At 67.6% G+C, this 19,156-nt stretch carries 14 protein-coding genes and 1 pseudogene; 8 read left to right on the forward strand and 7 right to left on the reverse strand.

Translation table 11 applies throughout. From position 1 onward, the window contains the following. The first annotated feature begins 191 nt into the window (after positions 1-191). The 6 genes from ACFC96_RS26855 to mycP all read left to right on the forward strand — a co-directional run bounded on the left by ACFC96_RS26855 (position 192) and on the right by mycP (position 8,928). The gene (locus ACFC96_RS26855; RefSeq protein ID WP_116512717.1) at positions 192-1,076 is read left to right on the forward strand and encodes a xanthine dehydrogenase family protein subunit M; all 885 of its coding nucleotides are present in this window, start codon (positions 192-194) and stop codon (positions 1,074-1,076) included. After that, a complete protein-coding gene (locus tag ACFC96_RS26860) occupies positions 1,073-2,791 on the forward strand; it encodes a 2Fe-2S iron-sulfur cluster-binding protein (RefSeq protein WP_376614503.1) in 1,719 nt (572 codons plus the stop codon). Before ACFC96_RS26855 ends, ACFC96_RS26860 begins: the two co-directional genes overlap by 4 nt. Beyond that, positions 2,788-5,115, forward strand: coding sequence for a xanthine dehydrogenase family protein molybdopterin-binding subunit (locus ACFC96_RS26865; RefSeq protein ID WP_376256686.1), 2,328 nt, complete (start codon positions 2,788-2,790; stop codon positions 5,113-5,115). Before ACFC96_RS26860 ends, ACFC96_RS26865 begins: the two co-directional genes overlap by 4 nt. A 177-nt stretch (positions 5,116-5,292) precedes the next feature. Then, positions 5,293-5,895, forward strand: a complete 603-nt coding sequence (locus ACFC96_RS26870; RefSeq protein ID WP_376614505.1) for a hypothetical protein — start codon at positions 5,293-5,295, stop codon at positions 5,893-5,895. Continuing rightward, on the forward strand, positions 5,895-7,529 hold the full coding sequence (locus tag ACFC96_RS26875; protein ID WP_376614507.1) for a translation initiation factor IF-2: 1,635 nt from the start codon (positions 5,895-5,897) through the stop codon (positions 7,527-7,529). Before ACFC96_RS26870 ends, ACFC96_RS26875 begins: the two co-directional genes overlap by 1 nt. Positions 7,530-7,533: 4 nt before the next feature. Further along, on the forward strand, positions 7,534-8,928 hold the full coding sequence (mycP, locus tag ACFC96_RS26880) for a type VII secretion-associated serine protease mycosin (protein WP_376614509.1): 1,395 nt from the start codon (positions 7,534-7,536) through the stop codon (positions 8,926-8,928). Positions 8,929-9,383: 455 nt separating this feature from the next. Here mycP and ACFC96_RS26885 read toward each other — a convergent pair whose 3' ends face one another. The 3 genes from ACFC96_RS26885 to ACFC96_RS26895 form a co-directional block, all read right to left on the reverse strand. Further along, positions 9,384-9,893 carry a hypothetical protein gene (locus ACFC96_RS26885; protein ID WP_376614511.1) on the reverse strand — a complete coding sequence of 170 codons (510 nt, stop codon included), beginning with the start codon at positions 9,891-9,893 and terminating at the stop codon, positions 9,384-9,386. Positions 9,894-10,082: 189 nt separating this feature from the next. Then, positions 10,083-12,329 carry a hypothetical protein gene (locus ACFC96_RS26890; RefSeq protein ID WP_376614512.1) on the reverse strand — a complete coding sequence of 749 codons (2,247 nt, stop codon included), beginning with the start codon at positions 12,327-12,329 and terminating at the stop codon, positions 10,083-10,085. After that, positions 12,329-12,787: a hypothetical protein gene (locus ACFC96_RS26895; RefSeq protein ID WP_376614513.1), complete on the reverse strand. Its 459-nt coding sequence runs from the start codon at positions 12,785-12,787 to the stop codon at positions 12,329-12,331. Before ACFC96_RS26895 ends, ACFC96_RS26890 begins: the two co-directional genes overlap by 1 nt. 423 nt (positions 12,788-13,210) lie before the next feature. Here ACFC96_RS26895 and ACFC96_RS26900 point away from each other — a divergent pair. After that, positions 13,211-13,378 (forward strand): annotated as a pseudogene (locus ACFC96_RS26900) (transcriptional regulator); the annotation flags it as partial. Between the two features lie 466 nt (positions 13,379-13,844). On the opposite strand, the gene ACFC96_RS26905 reads toward ACFC96_RS26900, so the two are convergent. Then, complete coding sequence (locus ACFC96_RS26905; RefSeq protein ID WP_376614515.1) at positions 13,845-13,967, reverse strand: hypothetical protein; 123 nt, start codon at positions 13,965-13,967, stop codon at positions 13,845-13,847. A gap of 515 nt (positions 13,968-14,482) precedes the next feature. Here ACFC96_RS26905 and ACFC96_RS26910 point away from each other — a divergent pair. Further along, the gene (locus ACFC96_RS26910) at positions 14,483-15,130 is read left to right on the forward strand and encodes a TetR/AcrR family transcriptional regulator C-terminal ligand-binding domain-containing protein (RefSeq protein ID WP_376614516.1); all 648 of its coding nucleotides are present in this window, start codon (positions 14,483-14,485) and stop codon (positions 15,128-15,130) included. A gap of 751 nt (positions 15,131-15,881) precedes the next feature. Here the strand turns inward: ACFC96_RS26910 and ACFC96_RS26915 are convergent. The 3 genes from ACFC96_RS26915 to ACFC96_RS26925 form a co-directional block, all read right to left on the reverse strand. After that, positions 15,882-16,409, reverse strand: a complete 528-nt coding sequence (locus ACFC96_RS26915; protein ID WP_376614518.1) for a hypothetical protein — start codon at positions 16,407-16,409, stop codon at positions 15,882-15,884. 8 nt (positions 16,410-16,417) lie between these two features. After that, positions 16,418-18,490, reverse strand: coding sequence for a hypothetical protein (locus ACFC96_RS26920; RefSeq protein WP_376614520.1), 2,073 nt, complete (start codon positions 18,488-18,490; stop codon positions 16,418-16,420). A 64-nt stretch (positions 18,491-18,554) separates the two neighbouring features. Further along, positions 18,555-18,911 (reverse strand): hypothetical protein, encoded by a 357-nt coding sequence (locus ACFC96_RS26925; protein ID WP_376228273.1) that lies wholly within the window; start codon positions 18,909-18,911, stop codon positions 18,555-18,557. Between the last annotated feature and the right edge of the window lie 245 nt (positions 18,912-19,156).

The raw sequence follows: 19,156 nt of genomic DNA on the forward strand, positions 1-19,156 counted from the left end.
ATCTCCCTGGTCCTCGGGGCGAAAGCCTCCTAGCGGACCCCCTCGCCGGGCCCCCGGGAAGATGTGCCAGAGTTGCCACGTCCGGCCTGTCAGCACGTACCGTACGGCGGAACAGGCGTAACGGCGCGAACGACGGCTCACATGCCGAAGCCGCCGGGCGAAGTGCCGGACATCGGGAAGGGGCAGCCGGTTTGACCACGCACGCAACGCAGGCCGTGACGCTCCCGGGCTCGCTGGACGAGGCCGTGGCAGCACTCGCCGCCATGCCCGCCGCGGTCCCGGTCGCGGGCGGCACCGACCTGATGGCCTCGGTCAACGCCGGACTGCTGCGCCCCGCCGCCCTCGTCGGCCTCGGCCGCATCAGCGAGATCCGCGGCTGGCAGTACCAGGACGGTCACGCTCTGCTCGGCGCCGGCCTCACCCACGCCCGCATCGGGCGCCCCGACTTCGCCGCCCTGATCCCCGCGCTCGCGGCCGCGGCCCGCGCCGCCGGACCGCCCCAGATCCGTAACGCGGGCACCCTCGGCGGCAACATCGCCTCCGCCGCGGCGACCGGCGACACCCTGCCCGTCCTGGCCGCCCTCGAAGCGACCCTCATCATCGCGGGCCCCGGCGGCGCGCGGCGCGAGGTTCCCGTCTCCCATCTGCTCGCGGGCATGGAGATGCTCAGCCCCGGCGAGCTCATCGGCTTCGTGCGCGTGCCGCTCCTGCACGCCCCGCAGACCTTCCTCAAGGCCACCGGCCGCACCGGCCCAGGACGCGCCCTCGCGTCCGTCGCGCTCGTCCTCGACCCCGCGAGGCGCGGCGTGCGGTGCGCGGTCGGCGCCATCGCGCCCATGCCGCTGCGGCCCCTGGAGGCCGAGCAGTGGGTGGCCTCGCTCATCGACTGGGACGGCGAGCGGATGCTCGTGCCCGAGGCGCTGACCGCGTTCGGCGAGTACGTCGCCGCGGCCTGCATCCCCGACGCCGCCCCGGCCCCGGACGGCACCCAGGAACAGCTGCCGCCCGCCGTACTGCACCTGCGGCGCACGGTCGCCGCGCTGGCCCGACGTGCACTTGGGAGGGCGCTGTCGTGACTGACGAGCACAACCACGGTGGCCACCAGGGCGGCGGCTGGGAGCCGTTGCCCCAGGGCGACTACGACGCGGACGCCACCGCCTTCGTGCAGCTCCCCGAGGGTGGCCTGCCCGACGTGCCGCTGGCCGCGCCGGGGCACGGTTACGTACCGCCGCAGATCACCGTCGCGCCCGGCGGCCCCGCGGCCACGGACCCGGCGGCGACGGGCGTGTGGGTGCTGCCGCCCGACATGACGGGCGCGCAGGCGGCGCCCACGGGCGCGGCGACCGGCGAGGTGCACTGGCCCGAGCCCGCCGAACACGCGGAGTATGCCGACCACGCCGATCACGCCGGACCGGCCGCTCCGGAGGCGACGCCTTCGTACGGTCACGGGGCCGGGGTGACCGGACAGTGGAACTTCTCGGACGTCGAGCACCAGGCGCCGCCCGCCCACGGCCACGCGGTGACCGAAACGGCGGGGCAGGCGGGACAGACCGGACAGTGGTCGATTCCGGTCATCGCCGAAGGGGATCTTCCGGACGAGTCGGGCGAGTTCACCACATCGTCCATCGCCGCGCAGTGGGGCCGGACGCCTCCGGCGACGCTGCCGGGGGGCGCGGTGGCGCCCTGGGCGGCGCAGGAGTGGGCGCAGAAGCAGCCCTCGCAGGGCGTTCCGGAGCCTGAGTTCGAGCCCGAGTTCGAGCCCGGGTTCGAGCCCGAAGGGGCGCCGGAGATCACGCCGGAGCCGGCGCAGGAGAACGTAAGCGACATACACGCCGCACCCGCCATACACGGCGAACCCGAGCCGGTCGGGACGGTGGACGACGAGGCGCACACCTTCGCGGACGTCGCCGCCGAGTCGGCGGAGGAGTCGGCGCGGGTGCCGACTACCGAGGCCCCGGAGGCCCTGGAGGCCCCGGAGGTCTCTGAGGTCCCCGAGACTCCTGAGGTCGCTACGGCGTCCGCGGCGTCCGCGGCCTCCGCGTCTTCTGAGGCTTCTGAGGCTTCCGAGCTCGACGAGGTCCCCGACGCCGTCACCGAGGCCCTCGCCCCAGAGGATGCCGTCGCCGAAGAGTCCGCGCCCGACGCCGTGGTCGCGCCCCTCCACGACGACCACCCCCTCGCCTCCTACGTCCTGCGGGTCAACGGCACCGACCGCCCCGTCACCGGCGCCTGGATCGGCGAGTCCCTGCTCTACGTCCTGCGCGAGCGCCTCGGCCTCGCCGGGGCCAAGGACGGCTGCTCGCAGGGCGAGTGCGGTGCCTGCAACGTGCAGGTCGACGGCCGCCTCGTAGCCTCCTGCCTCGTGCCCGGCGCCACCGCCGCCGGCAGCGAAGTACGCACCGTGGAGGGCCTGGCCGCCGACGGGCAGCCCTCCGACGTGCAGCGCGCCCTCGCCGGCCGCTGCGCGGTCCAGTGCGGCTTCTGCGTGCCCGGCATGGCGATGACCGTGCACGACCTGCTCGAAGGCAACCCGGCCCCCACCGAGCTGGAGACCCGGCAGGCGCTGTGCGGCAACCTGTGCCGCTGCTCCGGCTACCGCGGGATCCTGGACGCCGTGCAGCAGGTCGTCACCGAACGCGAGGCGACGGCGACGGGCGCGGCCGCCGCGACGGACCCGGCGGACGCGACGGGCCCGTCCGCCTCCGCGGGTGACGCCGGGGGCGAGGCCCGCATCCCGCACCAGGCGGGCCCCAGCGCGACCGAAGGTATTCAGGACGGAGGCCTGGCGTGAGTGACGAAGCAACAGCCACCGCGCCCGCGGCCCCCGTGGCCGAGCCACTGCCGCACGGCCTCGGCGCCTCCCTGCCGCCCGCCGAGGCGCGGGCCAAGACGGAGGGCACCTTCCCGTACGCCGCCGACCTGTGGGCCGAGGGCCTGCTGTGGGCGGCCGTCCTGCGCTCCCCGCACCCGCACGCGCGCATTCTCTCCATCGACACCACCCACGCGCGCGAGATGCCCGGCGTACGCGCCGTCATCACGCACGAGGACGTCCCCGGAGCACCCCTTCCCGGCCACCGCGCCGCGGACCGCCCGGTGTTCGCCTCCGACGTCGTACGCCACCACGGCGAGGCCATCGCGGCCGTCGCCGCCGACCACCCCGACACCGCGCGCATGGCCGCCGCGGCCGTCATCGTCGAGTACGAGGTGCTCGAACCGGTCACCGACCCCGAGCAGTCCTTCGCGGCCGAGCCCCTGCACCCCGACGGCAACCTGATCCGCCACATCCCCCTGCGCCACGGCGACCAGGACGCGATCGGCGAAATCGTTGTCGAGGGCCAGTACCGCATCGGCCGCCAGGACCCGGCCCCCATCGGCGCCGAGGCCGGCCTCGCCGTCCCGCGGCCCGACGGGGGAGTGGAGCTCTACATCGCCTCCACCGATCCGCACGGCGACCGCGACCTCGCCGCCGCCCGCTACGGCCTCGAACCCGAGCGCGTGAAGGTCGTCGTCACGGGCGTGCCCGGCGCGACCGGCGACCGCGAGGACCAGAGCTTCCAACTCCCGCTCGGACTGCTCGCGTTGAGGACCGGCTGCCCGGTCAAACTCACCGCCACGCGCGAGGAGTCCTTCCTCGGTCACACCCACCGCCACCCCACCCTCCTGCGCTACCGCCACCACGCGGACGCCGAGGGCAAGCTGGTCAAGGTCGAGGCGCAGATCCTCCTCGACGCGGGCGCGTACGCCGACACGTCCTCGGACGCGCTCGCCGCCGCGGTCTCCTTCGCCTGTGGCCCGTACGTCGTCCCGCACGCCTTCATCGAGGGCTGGGCGGTACGCACCAACAACCCGCCCTCCGGCCACGTGCGCGGAGAGGGCGCCCTCCAGGTCTGTGCCGCGTACGAGGCGCAGATGGACAAGCTCGCGAAGAAACTCGGCATCGACCCGGCGGAGCTGCGCCTGCGCAACGTCATGGCGACGGGCGACGTACTCCCCACCGGGCAGACGGTGACGTGCCCGGCGCCGGTCGCCGAACTGCTGGGCGCGGTACGGGACTTCCCGCTCCCGGAGCTGCCCAGGGACACCCCCGAGGACGAGTGGCTGCTGCCCGGCGGTCCCGAAGGCGCGGGCGAACCCGGCGCGGTGCGCCGCGGCGTCGGCTACGGCATCGGCATGGTGCACATGCTCGGCGCGGAAGGCACCGACGAGGTGTCGACGGCGACGGTGAAGGTCCACGACGGCGTGGCCACGGTCATCTGCGCGGCGGTCGAGACCGGTCAGGGCTTCACCACTCTCGCCCGCCAGATCGTCCAGGAGACCCTCGGGATCGACGAGGTCCAGGTCGCCCCCGTCGACACCGATCAGCCGCCGGCCGGCCCCGGCTGCCGCGGCCGCCACACGTGGGTCTCCGGCGGAGCGGTCGAACGCGCCGCGAAAATGGTCCGCACTCAGCTTCTCCAGCCCCTGGCGCACAAGTTCGGCATGTCCACGGAGCTGCTCCAGATCGCCGACGGCAAGATCACGTCGTACGACGGAGTCCTGTCGACGACGGTCACCGAGGCGATGGACGGCAAGGAGCTGTGGGCCACGGCCCAGTGCCGCCCGCACCCCACCGAACCCCTCGACGCCGACGGCCAGGGCGACGCCTTCGTGGGCCTCGCGTTCTGCGCGATCCGCGCGGTGGTCGACGTGGACATCGAACTCGGTTCCGTACGAGTCGTGGAACTCGCGGTCGCCCAGGACGTGGGCAGGGTGCTGAACCCGGCCCAGCTGACGGCCCGTATCGAAGCGGGTGTCACGCAGGGCGTGGGCGCGGCCCTCACGGAGAACCTTCGCACCCCGCGCGGCCTGGTCCGCCACCCCGACTTCACGGGTTACGCGCTCCCGACGTCCCTGGACGCCCCCGACATCCGCATCGTCAAACTGGTCGAGGAACGGGACGTGGTGGCCCCCTTCGGGGCGAAGGCGGCGAGCGCGGTCCCGGTGGTCGCGTCCCCGGCGGCGATCGCCTCAGCGGTCCGCGCCGCCACGGGCCGCCCCGTCAACCGCCTCCCGATCCGCCCGCAGGCGGCGGTCGTGACGAACGCGTCCGCTCCGGCGATGGTGTCAACGGACTGACCCTGCCTGCCCGTTGCGACTTGTGACACGTCGTGTCGTTGTGTGACGCGTTGTGGATGGTCTCTGCAACGGGCCGCGTGTGAACTGACAGTGCGCATGGCTAGAGTTGTTGTCGAGACTTCGCAGACAACGGCGGCCGATGACCTTCGGCGGGCACGGGGGAACGGGGAGGACGCGATGGCAGAGGACACGGGTGACGGCGGCGGGGGATCGCCGTGGGCATCCTTCGGCATTCTCGGAGCGGTGGGCGCGGCGCAGGCGGCGGTGGGGGAGGTCGTCACCGAACTCGAGTCGTTCACCAAGTTCCAGCAGCGGGTCGATGAGCTGATCAAGAACCTCAAGGGTTCCGACGCGGGCCCGAAGAAGATCGGCCAGGAGCCGCTCAGCCGTCATCAGTTCGGGGGAGGCGCAGCCGGCTGGGGAGCGGCGGACGGCCTGTTCACCTCGTACCAGACGGTGCTCACGGAGCTGGAGAACCTGTCGAAGGTCCTGTCCGACTCCATAGAGGGCATGGGCATCGCGGTGCTCGCCTCGCACAAGGGGTACGCCAACATCGACGCCGACATCCGTGACCGGATGGCGGCGATCAGCGCGGAGACGAAGGACCACTACGGGGGCGAGTACGACCCGGAGAAGTCCCGGCTGTGGCATCACGGCGAGGGGCCGAAGATGGATGAGATCGGCACGGAGGACGCCAAGGACGCCAAGGACGCCAAGGACGCCCCGTCGTCCCAGTCCGCGCCGGCCGACAAGGGCGAATACAAGGGCGGAGCGGCCTGATGGCACGAGACCCGTTCGACGGCATGAGTCACGAGGCGATGCTGGAGTGGCTCGATCAAGCGAACTCAGGATCGATCCAGGCCGCTGCTGAAAGGCTCAAGGCGGCGGCCAAGGAGATCCATTCGATCGCCGAGGACCTGAAGGTTCGCCCTCAGTGGGTGAAGTGGAAGGGCGAGGGCGCCGAGGCGTTCCGCACCTGGTCGGGAGACCTGGCCAACGCGACGTTGTCGCTGGGTGATTTCAGCCAGGATTCGTCCAAGTGGCTGGCCCGCGCGTCGGAGGCCATCGGCACTGCCCAGGCGTCCATCCCGCGCGACAAGGCCGGCGCCAAGGCGAACCTGGACGCGGCAACCGCGGCCCACAACGACCCGGACGCCGCGGCGGTCGCGCGCAAGTCGTCGAGCGAGCTGGCGGCGATCGCGGCGAACAAGGAGAAGGTCCGGCAGGAAGCCGCCGGCGAGATGCGGAAGTTGGGGCAGGCGTACTCGCTGTCCTCTACGCAGATGGACAGCTTGCCCAGGCCGAAGTTCCCTCCGCCACCCAAGGCGTTTGTGCCGGAGGACAGGGCGCGTGACACTGCTGAGCGGTATGGAGGAGCGGCCGGGCAGGCGTCCTCCGGAGCTGGCACGGGTGCGGTCGGCGCTGCGCCGGGGGCGACTGGACACGCGACAGCTACGTCGAACGCGACGCCGGCGCACCGAGGCCCGGTGACATCCCCGCAGCCCACTCCGAGTGTCGACGAGCGCCCCACGCAGATGGGCATCGACTCTGTGGGCACGCTCCCCGAAGTCTCACCGCCTGTGACAGCTCCTGGCCCGTCGCAGCCGGGACCGAGTGTGACGGGGGCCAGCCCCACTCCACCGCCAGTTGCCGGGCCCACCCTGCCCGCGTACGGAAACAGCCGCGGCCCACTCACCGGACGTGGCACCGGACCCACTGCACGTGGTATCTCGCCCACAGGTAGTGCCAAGGGAACCGTGAGGCCCGGAGGCGCGCCGGTGGAGGGCGCCACAGGTCGTCCGTCGACGCCAGGCGGGCGTGGACCGTTGATGCCCGGCCAGAACGCCACCTCCACGGGCCGGTCCGGCGCTCCGGGCCGCATGCCGACGAGCAACGGCGTGTCGGGTGGTCGCCCTCAACCGGTAACGGGCCAGCCTGCGAAGGGAATTCCTCGCGGCAAGGTCATGGGTACCGAGGGCGTGTCCAACGGCCGGGGAGCCACAGGCCAAGGACAGACGGGCGCCAGGCCTACCACCATGGGGGCGAGCGGGAGCCCCCGGGGTGTGTCGGCAGGACGACGGACAGCCGGTGTGACGGGCGAGAACGGCGGAATCGTCGGCGGTCGTGCGCAACAGCAAGGCCGTGCGAACAGCCGTTCCTTCAGCTCGGGCGGATCGGGACTGGTACGCGGCCAGGGATCCGCTGCCGGTGCTTCGCCGGAGGAGTCACACCGTACGGGCCAGGCGGGGCGAGCCGGAGCGACGCCTCAGGGCGCACGTCCCGATGGACGCCGTGACGAAGAGCAGGATTCGCGGCCCGGCTACCTCGTCGAGGACGAGGAGATCTGGCAGCCGGACACCCGGCGCAATGTGCCGTCGGTCGTCGACGACGCATCACAGAACAGCGAGAGGTAGTCGCATGCCCACCAGCACAAGTCGCTACGGTCGCCGAGCTGTTTCCTCGGCAGCCCTCGGTCTGGTGTTGGTGGGTGCCGCAGCCACACCTTCCCTGGCGAAATCGCCACGGGACGATCAGTGGTACCTCACCGTCATGAAGGCGGAGAGCATGTGGCGCACCAGCAAGGGCTCGGGCGTCACCGTCGCGGTTATTGACGGGGGCGTGGATCCGGCAAACGCAGATCTCCGCGGGCGGGTGTTGGACGGCCTGGATCTCGCTACCAAGGAGCCAGGTGACGAGCACACCGACTATGACGGTCACGGCACAGGAATGGCTGGGCTGATTGCCGGAACCGGAGCGCGCGATGGAGGGCAGGGGGCGTTCGGCCTTGCGCCGGGAGCCAAGATCCTTCCGATCCGGCTACCGGACGGGGGAAAACTGGGGAACCAGTACCAATCGGCTGGGCAGTTCAACAAGCTCGCTCCCAAGGCGATCCGTTACGCGGTGGACCATGGCGCCAAGGTCATCAACATCTCCCAAGGTGTGTTGTCAGGTTCGGACCGGCTCACGGAGGCAGTGGACTATGCGTTGAAGAAGGGTTCGCTGATTTTTGCGTCCTCCGGCAATGACGGAAACGACGGAAACACCGTGGAGTTCCCCGCTGCGACTCCAGGCGTGGTGGGCGTGAGTGCCGTCGGTAAAAACCTTGGCATGACGCCCGAATCCACGCATGGTCCGCAGGTGGACATGTCAGCTCCGGGCGACGAAATGGTCCACGCTTGTGGGACCAAGGCAAGCGCGACCGGTCTCTGCAAGAGCCACGGCACGAGTGACGCCACCGCGCTCGCCTCCGCCAGCGCCGCCCTGATCTGGTCCAAGCACCCGAACTGGACCAACAACCAGGTCCTCCGGGTCATGCTCAACACCATCGGCGGACCGACGGACGGCGCGAAGCGCAACGACGGCATCGGCTATGGAATCGTCCGCCCCCGCATCGCTCTGAAGACCCCCGGCAACCCGGGACCGGCCGACAAGTACCCGCTCCCGGACTACCCCGTCACAGCCGCCAAGTCCCCGTCTGCCGAGCCCTCCAAGGCCGCGGACGGTGGCAAGTCGGCTGCGCCGGCGACCGCGTCCAAGGGCGATGACAGCAACACGCCTCTGTGGATCGGCATCGGCGTGGGCGCGGCAGTCGTGATTGCGGCCGGTGTCGCCGTAGGAGTCACCCGCAGCCGCAAGCGCAGCGCTGCCCAGCAGCCGCCTGCCTATCCCTACGCCCCTGCACAGGCTCCTGTGCCCGCTCCCGGCCAGCTGCACCAGTACCAGCCATACGGCGCTCCGCAGAACCACCCGGTGAACCATGACCCGAACTCGCCGTACGGCACCGGATCGCAGGGGCCGGGCGCGTCTGCGTGAGGGCGCGGACGGGAGCTGGTCCGGCTCCGTCGGTGTGACGGCGCGGTCGCTTCGGCAGTTGTGGGGCTGCTAAGGAAGCCGCCGCTCTCTACCTACGGCTTGACGGCCTCAGTGACAACGAGATGGCCAGGATCGCGCAGCTCACGAAGTGCGGCCTGGCCCAGTGCGGCTGTGGAACGGCACAAGGGGCGTTAGAGCTTATGCGGTCGGCGTCGCCCTGGTCCGACGTGATCATTCGAATAGCGCGGCACGCCAGATGGGCGTTGCTGGGAGCGATGGTGATGGCGCTCGCTCCTTCTCCGCGTTGGACGAGTAGGAGTCTTGAGTTTCCCTAGGCGGCCTTCTGTGCGGCTTCACTGCCCCGGCCTTCCATTCTCGTGTGTCGAGGAATGGAAGGCCGGGGCACAGCCGTCCTGGTCTGACTTCTGGGTCACCCTCGCGGTAAGCGAGTCTGGTCAATTAGTCTGGGCTGCCGGTACTCGAGACGGCAGGGAGGCCTGCGAGGCACAACCCAATTGCTTCGCCATGGCCCGCGAGACGGCGTTGAGGACGGTCATGCTGTCGCGGCCAGTGCTCTTCGCTGATATCTGGTCCGGAGTTCCGGTGAGCTCCGCTTCGACGTAGGGCGTGGACTGCCCTGGTGCATCGGGGTTTTTTGTCGGGCACTTGAAGTACAACGAGGCACCAGCGGTGCCGCGCGCCACGGCGTACACGCCCATCCGGTAGTGGGAAGCCTTCGGGTCTCCGCCGCCACTTTTGGTCGTTTTCGGGTAGAACTTAGCGGCTGAGAAATCCACCGTGATCAGTGGATGACTGGTGGTGTCTCCTGTTTTGAAGACGACACATTGGTTTCGTTGCGTCATGTCGTTATGGAGAGTCTCTGCGGATTGTTTCAGTGAGAACTTGTTGGGTTTTCCCGAGTCATTGGTTCCGGGGAGTTCAGTAAACTCCTTGATCTCGCCCATGCGTTCGATGGATGCAGCTGCCGGTGCGTCCAGAGTTGAGGCGCATAGCTGGGACGCAGTCAAGTTCGGCTCGTCCTGGTTTCCTTCGTCGTCGCTGCACGAGACCAGGCAGAGCGTCGCCAGAGAGATAGCTGTGGCCATCCTGCACGTAGTGCGGGTGCGAGGTCGTTTGCTGATCTGTCGCACGGGTCAGTCCTTGTGCGGAGCGCGGCCGCGGTAGTCGTTTTCTTGTGAGCCGGTTCCGTAGTAAGCGTTGTTGATGTCTTGGACCCAGTTCTGATCATTGGCAATGCCTTTGACCTTAGGGCTGTCGTCAATGTAGGACGTATAGTCGGTCCCGAGCTGGTTGATTCCCTTCTTGTAGAACTCGCTGCTCGTCACCTGGGATTGCTCGGCGGGGTCTTTTTCTGCGGCGTCCACCCCCTTGTCGATTTGCTGCCCGATGAATGTGTTTACCGCCTCTCCAACGGTATCCGCAGCGAGCGGCGCGACTACGAGGGCAGCTGCCGTGGACCCTGGAAGGGGAATCGCGGCGATGCCACCGCCGACAACGGCTCCGGCCCCGAGCTTGATCCAGTCTGCAGACCTTCCCAGCGATTTGTTGGCTTCCTCCGTACCGGCCTTGTACGTAGCCTCGGCTTGCTGAACACGGGAGTTGTCGAGGATTCCCCGGGCCTGGGCCTCGGTGGTCAGCACGTCATGAGCGTGTCCGATGTTGGCATCGGAGGTCGGAGGGTAGGCGTCGAGCGCGCTCAGGGAATAGAGATGCTGCGCAGCAGTGATGGCGCGATGTGAATTCTCGTCCTGGCCGAGAACGCTCATGAAGTTGATCGCGCCCTCGTTGGTGAAGTGGGCGCGCCCGGGATATTTCGCAGGGAAAGTGTCACTGTCCATGGCGCTCTCTCCGATGCCGGAGAGGTTGTAGTCAAGGTCGTCGATATAGGCGCCGCCCATCTTCCCCAGACTGTCGGCCAGTTCTGGTTGGGCGTGCAACATGTCCGGCCCGTCTTTACTGCCGTAGAGGTATGCGACCTGCTCCATGACGCCCGCTGTTGCGGCTGTGCGGTGATCGCCAGCCTGCATTGCTTTCGCGTCGGCGTCGTATGGGTAACCGATGGTGGCAGCTTCCAAGGCGTGCCCAAGAGAGTCTCGTCCGGCCACGACCTTGTCATTGCCGTCGAGCGTGGCATCGGAGAGCCAGATGCGTTCTTTGGTCAGGTACTTGAGGTGGTCGTTGACCTCGGAGTCCTTGTCCACGTCGGCCCCGGTACCATCAGGCTGTTCGAAGAACTGCGTCGATGCGTCCGGGTTGTGCCCGAGTGCCTCGAGGAAACCGGTCATCGGGTCGCGGCCTCGGTCGTCTTTTCCCCAATAATTGAGGTCGCCTTGATTCCAGTTGTTGACCCAAGGGCTCAACCCCTTGACGTTGTGTTCCTTGTCGAACGCGTAGAGCTTGTCCCCGTAATCGTTGAGGAATTGGTCGTCGTAGTCCCCGAAGCGCATGAGATTACTCATGACCGCGAAGCCGCGCGGGTTGTTGGCGTCATCGGTTCCCAGTTCACCCGGTCCTAGATTCACCATCTGCTTCTCCCAGCTCCGCATGTTCGCGCTGTCCGAGACTGTGGCTGTTCCGAGTGTGATGCCCAGATTCTTCTGAAGTTTCTTTGCCAGTGCCCCGCGCTCCGGGTCGTAGTGCATTCCATAGGGGTCGGCGATGCCCGCGTAGAACGTCATGATCTTCTTCGGGCCCGCGTCTACGGCGAACTGTTCGGCGAAGAGTGGATCGTTCTTGTATTTGGCCAAGGTCGAGTCAAGGGACGAAAGTTCCGTGTTCGTCACGTCGTGAGGATTCTTGCGTAGCGTCTTGGCGGCCTCCTCGGCTGCCTTGATCGCTGCGGCTGCCGAGTCCCGGTCCTTGTAGCTTGCGTCCGAGAATCCGTACTCGGCGTGATCGACGATGAGGCGCAAGGCCTTAGCGGCTGTTGTGTCGCTTTCGCTGGCCTTCTTGAGGATTCCCTCGATCTGGTCACGCAGGCCGGCGGCGTCGGTCTTGGCGTTCGTGGGATCGGTCGTGGGGTTGGGGATGACATTGAACGAGCCGTTACCTGTGTCCACTACTGTCATGCTTGTGGTCGACTCGATCAAGGTATTCAGCTGCGTCTTGTAGGTCCCCAGTTCGCCCCGGGTGTCCTTGAGGATCTTGGTGACGGTGTCCGCCTGTGTGTGGGCATCGCTGAACTCTCCCGAAGTCTTGTCGATGAACTCCTTGGTGACGGCCGCGTTGTATCCCGACCAGTTGGCTTTGTCAGCCTTTCCTTTGAGGTTTCTGTCAGCGTGGTCTGCGACGGTTTTGAGGTCTCGTGTCATCTGGTCCCAGTCGTCGATGGCGTCATCGAGCTGGGAGAAGTTCAGATGGCGGAGCGCATCGAGATCCATCAGTGGCCCGCCCCGCGCTCGTCGAAGCCCTTGTCCAACTGGGCGATGCTGCTGATCGTGCCGGCGATGTAGACCTCGTCCTTGGCGTGTACACCTTTGGTGTAGTCAAGGTGGTTGGAGATGTGAGCCGTCGCATCGAGAAGGTTCTGAACTTGGTCGACCCAGTGCGTGGCGACGTGGTCGAGCGCCTCACCCAGCGCGAACCCGTCGCTCTTCTTCAGGCTGTTCGTGACCCTCATGGAGGAGAGGCGGGCGCGGTCGCTGACTCCCTCGAATTCTGTGCGGAGTTCGAAGGCGGCGTTACCGACCGCCGCGAGACCCTTCTGGCTGACCGTGAGATCGCCCTGCGTGCTCCCGCCTCCGCCACCCGGATCCGCCGGGATGCTGTTGAGTTGCATGCCGGCCGAGTGCCGGGCTGCCGCCTCGGCCTTGAGCTGATCCCATTCTTCCCAAGCCATGGGTGAGCACCTTTCCCCCGTGTACCCGGTTGCTTCTGTGATCGTCAGATGCATTGGTTCGATCAAGTTAGCAACTCGCTGCGAAGATCACAGACCAGAGTGTGATCTCACAGATGCAAATTGGGAGAAATGCCTCAACCATCGTTGGGTCCAGGCCAGCTTCGTCTCGGGCGGGGGTGGGGGTGGGTTGATGGTGTTGGGGGGATTGGCAGATTTGGGCGCGGGAGAGTTGCCGAAGTATGGGGTTTCCGCGAGGGCTGTGGCGCTGAACTGCCGATCATCGACGGTGGGTTGTTGTGCGATGTCGTGCGCGTAATCGCTCGGCCTGATGTCAGGCGTTCGCGTGCTCGGTCAAGTAGCTGTGCCCCTGCGCTTCGCGTGACGTGGCTGCGATGCGGACCTCGTCCTCCGGGATGCGGGTCGATCGAACAGCCGTTGGAGCTGGGGCAGATGCGGAACGTTGAGATCCAGGTCATGCCAACCAGTCGCGGCGACCATCCGGGTACGGGAGGGGTCATCGAGGTGTTGAGGTTTTGGGACGGTTCTGCGGTGGGCCGTTCTGGCGGGGAGTTCGGCGACCGTCTGGTCGCTGGTACGCCCACGTCCGTCCACGTCCGCGACTCCAAGGGCACCTGGCGGCATCACCTCACTGGGGCGCCGGCCGCCTGGGCCGTGTTTGGCGCTTCTTGCTGAGCCGTGGGGGGCCGGGCCAGGAGCCCCTGGTCCCGCCCCGGTCACCGTCGGCGTCGGTTGGTCAGGAGTGGACGTAGTACTTGATCGAGCAAGCGCGTACGTAGTGGTTCTTCAGGCATGCCTTCAGGCCGTAGCCGCGGTCCTCGGGGAGGTTTCCTCCCTGGCAGTCCGAGCCGGGGCTTGCCGTTCGTACTGACGGTGCGGCCCGTGGTGAGGATTCCCTTGACGAAGCAGCCGTCTGGCCGGTCGTCGGCGGCGCACAGGGTGTCGCCCTTAGGGGAGCCCGGGTAGGGATTTGCCACCGAGTGACGCGTCCGGCCTGCTTCCCGTCGGCGTAGATGATGACGGTGCTGGTCTTGCCCGGCTACATCTTGAACGTGTTGTCGGTGTAGTCGGCGTGGGCGTTCACGGCGCTGGTGGTCAGCAGGGCCGCGGCGCCGAAGAGGCCGGGCGCGGACATGGCGATCTTCCTGCGGATGGTGCGCATGGCCGGCTTGTCCTCTCTGCGGTGTGGGGAGTCCCGGGACCGGAGCTCCGGGGTACGCAGGTGCAGGTGCAGTAGAGATCGTCACCGGTGGCCGGTGGCCGGTGGCCGGTGGCTACGGCCAGAGGGAGGGGTGGCGCTGCCATGGCTGCACGGCGCGGTGAGGTTTTTGACGCTGCCGTGGCGCCACCGCTGCCGCGTGGCGTTGGCCGGTGCGGCAGCGGCGACGGTATCCCCCGTTGTGTGAGCCGGTTTGACACTGGCTCACGTTCCCCCGTGCACCCCTGCGCGACGTGCTAATGCTTCTCGCCGCGCATTAAGGTGTGGCCACGCTATCCGGAAGCCGTCGGCCGTGCAAAGCGGAAGCGTTAGAAATCGACCTGCCCGCACGTGAAGATCTGGTGCCCATGGGATCGACGTCGGGGTGGAGCGCAACGGGCGGCAGCTCGGGCTCGGCTTGTGCCTGCCCTGGTGGCTCGGCGTTTGGCTTGGTGTCGCGGCGTCTACATTTGGCGTCGATGACTGAGCGACCACAGCACGGCTCCGCCCGCCCCGGCGGACGTACGGCCCGCACTCGCGCGGCCGTCCTCGCAGCCGCGCTGCACGAGCTCGACGAGACCGGGTTCGGCGGGCTCACCCTGGACAAGCTCGCGTCGCGGTCCGGCGTGCACGTTTCGACGATCCGGCGTCGCTGGCGCAGTGTCGAGGGCGTCGTCGTCGATCTGATGGCCCAGCACAGCAAGACGATCGCCACGCCGGACTCCGGTGAGTTCCGTCAAGACCTGTACGAGCTGGCCGAGGCCATCGCCGGGTTCCACGCCCAGCCGCGTAGCCGCAATCTCGTCGAGGCGATGGTGGCGGCCGCCGCGTACGACCCGCATATCGCGGATCTTGTACGTAGTGCTTTCGTCGCGCGCACCGACGTCGTGACGGCGCTGGTTCACCGTGCGGTGGAGCGGGGTGAGGTTCCGCCGGACACGGACGCGTACGAAGTCATCGCCGCCCTGAGCGCGCCCTTCTATTACCGGCTCCTCATCATGCGGGGCTCCATCGACGAACGGCTGGTCCGCGCGAGTGCCGAGGCGGCGTACCAGGCGGCTCGGGGCGGGGTGTTCGGTGGGGCGGAAGTGGAGGAGGAGGCGGAGGCGGAGGGGGCGGCGGGCTAGGTCCGCTTTCGAGGTCGGGGTAGCCGGGTGTGGTGGGGCTAGGGGGCGGCTCTGGCGCGCGGGCGGGTTCACCGATCGACTTCAGCCGAACGGGCTCGGCCTCGTGGCGCCGCCCGCACGACTCGTTCATGGCCGTGACCAGCGGAGACTGCTGTGTGACGGTCGCGCGTCGAGCGTGCAGATCGAGCAAACTTCGGCCGTCCGTGTCCCCGCAGCCGTTGTCAGTAACTTACTCTTGAGTAAGAGGGCCGCCCCACTTCCCCCCCGTGGTTGGGCGGCCCTCATTCCGTTTGCGGAAGCCTGGTAGTCATCCCGTGGCAGCACGGTGGAATTGCAATGGTCCAGGCCTATGGTGATGCGGCACTGCCGCGTCACGGGGGTGGCAGGAGTGGTCGGAGGGGCCCCGCATCAGATGCGGGGCCCTGTACGACCAGTCGCGAGGTTCGCTGCGCGGGCTGATGCGCGAGCCGGAACGCCGAATCGGGCGGGGTCGCTGACTGTGGGTCCTGACGAGGTCGTACTTTGGGAGTGCGAACTTCGCGGAGAGAGGACGGCAGCGGTGACGACGACAGGTGAATCCTCAGGTCGCCAGGAGTCGGCGGGTGGGCCCGAGCCGCGCGACTACGAGCCCGGACCTTCCGCCGGGAAGCTGATGCTCTTCGTTGCGGTGTTTGTTGCCTTCGCGGTGATTGTCGTGGGAGGGGGCGTCATTCTGACGGCCGGGGGATGACGTCCCGGGCGCGCTCGCTCGTCACGGGTGGGTACAGCCCACGGCTTTCATGGTGGCGGGCATGTAGGCGCGCATGAACTTCTCGATATCCCGTCTGTGATGGGGTACATCACTTCGGTGGCTCAGCTTGAGGGTCAGGGTGAAGTGATTGTCCGGTTTAGTTCGGCAGCGGGTGGTCGCGATCGCGCCGTCATCGCCGAGTGCGGCTTTATCCGCCAAGTTCATCTGAGTTGGTTCCCAGAGGCCTGTGACGTTGTTATTGGGAGAGGCTGACTTCATTGGGTCCATGGTGTCCGAGTGCCATGCAAACTTCAGGCGCAGAGATTCGTCTCCTGCGACTCGGACAATGCACCAATTCGTCTCTCGCTTGCCCCACCCTGCCGTGTGCGATTCGCTGACTTTTCCTGTAGCCCTGAGTAGCGGCTCGACGAGTTTCGCATTCACGTGCGTGCCGCAGATGGATTTCGGGATCTCAGCCCCTTGAGGGCTACAAGAGGCAAGTGAAGCCAGTCCTGAGAACGCGGCCAGGGTCAGCAGTCCGATGCGCATCCGATGGTTCATTTGGCCTTCTCCCCTGATGTGCCTCGACCTCGCTCGAATCCTGCGTAGGCGGCTTCGTCGATGGCTTCCTGTGCTGCGATGGCGGAGCCGTCGTGGGAGTCGTGGACCTTGTGCCACTCGCCTGCGAGGGCCATGAGTTGCCTGTTCCGATTGGTGTAGTCGGCGACGTTGCCCTCGGCTGCCTTGTCGTCCAGCTTCTTCTGCTCGTCCGCCAGCCATCGGTCCGTCACATAGTCGACTCCGGATTGGATTTCGTCGCCACCGACGGGAATGTAGCCGATAGCTTGATCGACCACCCATTTGTGTTTGAATTCGGCTACCTCGGGATCCCCTGCTGCGTTGGCGCGAGCCTGTTCGAGGAAACCTACTGTTCGCCCGGCGTGGGTCAGTGAATCCTTCGGGTGCTCCTGATCCGGGTCGTGAATATCTGCGACCATGGCATGGTTGATTCCACTATTGAGAGCCCCATACGCTCCCTGATCCTTGGACACCTGCTTCACGACCTCATAGAGCTGATCCTGCTCCAGTGGTGCCTCGTTCATGTCGATCGCGCCGGCCGCCGCATGCACCGTGTCCCCGTGATTGACCAGAATCTTCGCCATGGGCTCCCGGAGTGACGGCGGGAACTTGTCGCCTTCCTCCGCCAGGTATTTCAGTGACGACGTGAAGACCTTGTTGTTGTCCTCGGAGTGCTCGACATACTTCGCGTTCGGGTCCGATGGGTCCAGGCCCGTTGCCCCCGCCTGGAGCGCCGCCGCGAAGCCCGCGCGGGTGTCCGTGTCCAGGGACGGGGTGTGGACCGTCGCCTTCGGCGTCTCCTCCGTGTGCTGCGTGATCTTCCAGTCGCGGTCGTGCATCAGGTACTTCATGCGGCCGTCGTCATGGAGGTAATGCGCGGCGGTGGCCGGCTCGTGGCTCATGAGGCCGAGTACGCCGTCCACCGGGTCGTTGGCGAACCACCCGGCCCGTTTCCCGCTGTACTCGCCCTTCAGGTCCCACAGGCCGGGGGTCTTCTTCTCGGCCTTGATCATGTCGTCGCCGAGGTCCTCGAGGACATCGCGACCGTATCCGTCGCCGTGCTGCATGAGCGTGATCAGCGACTGGTATCCCCGGATCTTGTCCAGCCTGGCCGCCTGGAAGTCGGTCTCGTAGCGCGCGACGCCCGCCTTTTGCATTTCCGTCCGCCAGTCCTTGTACCACTGGGAGTGGGGGTTCCTGGTGGCTGTCGCGAGGGAGTTGGCGAGGCCGGTTTCGATGGAGTCGTAGTCGGCGGCGTGCCGGGGGTCGGTCACGTGGGCGAGGTCGCCGAGGTGGTTGGTCAGGCGGATCGTGCCGCTCGGGCCCAGGCTGTCCAGGACGGTGCGGCTGAACCCCGGATCGTGGCTGTTGTCGCGGAACGAGCGTTGGAGTTCGGCGAGTTGATGTGGCGTGAGCCGTTCGCCCTGAGCGAGTTTGCGGGCGGATTCCTTTGCCGCGTCCGCCTCGTATTGTTCGATGTCGCTCTTGGCTCGGGCGTTGAAGCCGTTTCCGGTGCCGTCGGTGAGGTCGGCGTCGAAGACCGCGGCGCTCAGGGCGATCTCAACCCCCGTATCGGCGTCTCCGACCGCGCGCACCGCCTTGTCGATGCGGCCCTGCCAGGATTCGACCGCTCTGTGCACCTCGGCCCTGCTGCCGGGGTCGTGCATCGCCGAGCCCGACTCGCTCGCGGCCGCGCGTTCCTCGTCGTATGCCACCACGCCGCGATCCGAGACCTTCATGCCGGCCTTGACGGCCGCCTCGCGCTCGGACTTGAGGTGGCCGCGCAACGTGGTGAACTGCGCGTGAGCGTCCCGGAGGAGCGAGGCGATCGCCCTTGCTTCCGTCTGGGCGTTTTGGAATTCGTGGAGCGTCACGTCGAAGCGTTTGCCGGCCGCGTCGGCGCTCAGGCCGGTCCAGGTCGAGGGGGACGGCGGACCGGGCGTGATGCCGTGCACGTCCCGTCGGTAGTCCGTCTCCCGCTGTCCGAATTCCTTCGCCATGCTGTCCCAGCGGTCGGCGGCGGTGGTGAGCGTGGCGAGGTCGGTGGTCATGATCTCGTGGTACGTGGGCATGGGGGTGTCCTCGTGCGTCGGTCGGGGCCGGGCCGTACGGCGGTCAGTAGCGGTCGAGCGATGACGTCGTGCGGACCTGCGCCCCTACGCCGAAGTCCGTTCCCTGGAGGAGTGCCGTGGTGGCGCGCAGCGACACCTTCTCCGAACTCAGCCTGTTCATGAGGGATTTCACTTGATCGCCCCAGGCCTTGTGCGCCTTCTTCAGGGCCGATGACGTGATCCAGCCGTGTCCGTCCTTCGCGTCGAACGCCTTGACGGCCGCCCCGGTGTCCTCGTCCGCCCATTCACCCGAACGGCGCGTGTCGGGCTCGATGTGGTTCTCGATCGCCCGGGCCGCGGCGCGCTTGCGCGCCGGCGACGAAGCGAGGTTCTGCTGCCCCTGGGCAGGTCCGATGACCATGGTGTTGCTGTCCTCCCCGTTGTCTGTTCCCGCACCCCGTTTCTCGCCCAACTGCCGTGCGGCGAGGCGGGATTCTGGGCAACGAGGGACCGGACGCGCTGGTCACCCCACGTCCGGGTGATCGGTGACACGGCCCCGTGGCGGGCGGGTCACAGGGGCGTCCGCCCCGGGTGACGTACTTCGCCCGGCTTGACGGAGCGTGCCGATGCCGGGCTTTCTTGCGCGGTTCACGGCCCTGCGGTTCA

The sequence above is a fragment of the Streptomyces sp. NPDC055955 genome (genome assembly GCF_042270245.1).
In the GTDB taxonomy this organism is placed as follows: domain Bacteria; phylum Actinomycetota; class Actinomycetes; order Streptomycetales; family Streptomycetaceae; genus Streptomyces.